1 protein-coding gene is annotated in these 2,515 nt (G+C 38.5%); it reads left to right on the top strand.

Annotated elements, in window-relative coordinates:
- Positions 1-398 precede the first annotated feature (398 nt).
- Positions 399-2,075, top strand: a complete 1,677-nt coding sequence (locus CXF78_RS20110) for an AMP-binding protein (protein ID WP_102037754.1) — start codon at positions 399-401, stop codon at positions 2,073-2,075.
- The last annotated feature ends 440 nt before the right edge of the window (positions 2,076-2,515 follow it).

Raw genomic sequence — 2,515 nt, forward strand, 5'->3', positions numbered from 1 at the left:
AAACAACAGGAAACCAACGGCTGTTGTCTGTTTATTATTTATAAATGAATAGGCCCAGCCACCCCGCAACATTTTCTCTATTGACTTAAATAACAGATATGAAAAAGTCGCCATGGGGATTTATCCCGCTTTTTAGTTCATTTGTTGACTGATGAAGCTTTCTTTAATAACAAACCCTGATACACGCATGTGCCACAGGTGCAGTTGCTGAATGATTTTTTCATTGATGAAGAAAGATAGAATTAGACGGAAAAGCGATAAAAGTAGGGACGAGTCACACTCCGAGAGATTAACTACTGCTAACCCCCTAGAACAGTAGTTAATCCATTGAATTCAAGCTATTATTTTTATACTAATTAGGCGAGTTAATTTACAATAGTGATGTTTAAACAACATTAATGATGGCTATAATGACAAATGATAAACCGTGGCTAACACAATATCCTGAGGATGTGGCCACAAAAATAGATTCAAGTATGTATAACAATATCAATGATTTGTTTAAAGAGTCTTTTAATGCGCATGCTAAAAAAGCAGCATATATTAATATGGGACATAGCTTATCCTATCAAGATCTCGAAAGTAAAAGTAACGCTTTTGCTGCTTATCTACAATCTGAACTAAAAATGAAAAAAGGCGAACGGATCGCCTTGATGATGCCTAATTTATTGCAATATCCGATCACTATTTTAGGTGCATTAAAAGCAGGACTCATTATTGTCAATGTTAATCCACTTTATACCCCTCGAGAATTAAAACATCAATTACGAGACTCAGGGGCCAGTGCTATTGTTGCCGTAACAAATTTTGGTAATAACCTTCAGCAAATACTGCATGAGACTAACATTAAGCATGTTATGTTAACCAAAATCGGCGATGAGTTAGCGATGCATAAGCGCACATTAGTTAACTTTCTTATCAAACATGTCAAAAAAATAGTGCCTAAATATCATATTCCCGACGCTATTTCATTACGTAGAGCATTAACCGAAGGCAAGAAACTTCCCTTTATTGATCCCCAAATAACAGTAGATGATTTAGCATATCTCCAATATACAGGTGGAACGACGGGGCCTGCGAAAGGGGCAATGCTGACACATAGTAATATTATTTCTAATGTTCTACAGGTTCATGCTCATTTTAGCCCAAGAACCTTATATGATAAGGAATATGCAGTAACCCCACTTCCGCTTTATCATATTTTTGCCAACTCAGTGAGTATGATGTTTATGCTCTTTCTCGGTGCAACGAATCTACTTATTACCAACCCAAGAGATATAGATGGTTTCGTAGCAGATTTAAGTAAATATCCATTCACAATGGTTTTTGGTTTAAATACTCTTTTTAATGGCCTAAACAATCATGCTGGTTTTCAAAAATTAGATTTTAGTCACGCTCGTTTTACTATTGCAGGTGGAATGCCGACGCAGAAACTTATTGCTGATCGTTGGCAACAGCTTACTGGAATGCCTGTCATAGAAGGTTATGGCTTAACTGAATGTTCCCCAGTAGTCGCTGCTGGTACTCATCAACAACAATCATTTATTTCTTCAATTGGTGTCCCTTTACCCAGCACTGAACTCCGTATCGTTAATGATGAAAATGAACCTTTAGGTCCTAACCAAATTGGTGAAATTCAAATTAGAGGGCCCCAAGTGATGAAAGGCTATTGGCAACAAGAAGCCGAAACCAATACTGTAATGCATGCAGGAGGGTGGTTAAGCTCTGGCGATATAGGAAGAATGGATGACGATGGGATTTTTTATATTGAAGACCGTAAAAAAGATATGATTCTAGTGTCGGGATTTAATGTTTTTCCAACTGAAATTGAAGAGGTTGCAACCCTTCACCCTCACATCATCGAAGCTGCGGCCATTGGCATTCCTGATGACGCCACAGGAGAAAAAGTTAAATTATTTATTGTACGCAAAGGTAATGTGACCGTTGATGAAATAAAAAAACATTGTAGAAAATATCTTACCGGTTATAAAAACCCAAGGATAATCGAATTTAGAGATGAATTGCCAAAATCAAATGTTGGCAAGATCTTACGTCGAGAATTGCGAGATTCATAGGCGCTATTAATGACGTCCTAAGGATCAACAACATATTTTCTATAGATATGAGCCGCAGCTGAACAAATCCGACGAAACCTCATTCACATGCTGACTGAGGTTTCCGTCAACGGCCATTTCAGCAATTTGGTGCGAGAAAGGCCATGTGAGCTTCACGCATTTTTGTATAAAGAGTTTTCAACGGCCTCAAGTTCAGAGTTGAATCACACCTTTTGAAAGTAAAATCTTTAACTTATTTATGCCCCAAAGCTTGTTTAGGCTATGGCCTGCGGCCACTAACGTCGTGGCCTGCGGCCACACCAGACCAAAAGGAAATCAACGGCTATTCCCTCTTTACTCTTTATAAGAATTAGCCCAGCCGCCCCGCAACATTTTCAAACAGCGAAAAGGTCGCCATGGGGTAGATCCAGCTTTTAACTTCATTTCAATCCTGCTTCGCC

The organism is Shewanella sp. 11B5, from assembly GCF_002836795.1.
GTDB lineage: Bacteria > Pseudomonadota > Gammaproteobacteria > Enterobacterales > Shewanellaceae > Shewanella > Shewanella frigidimarina.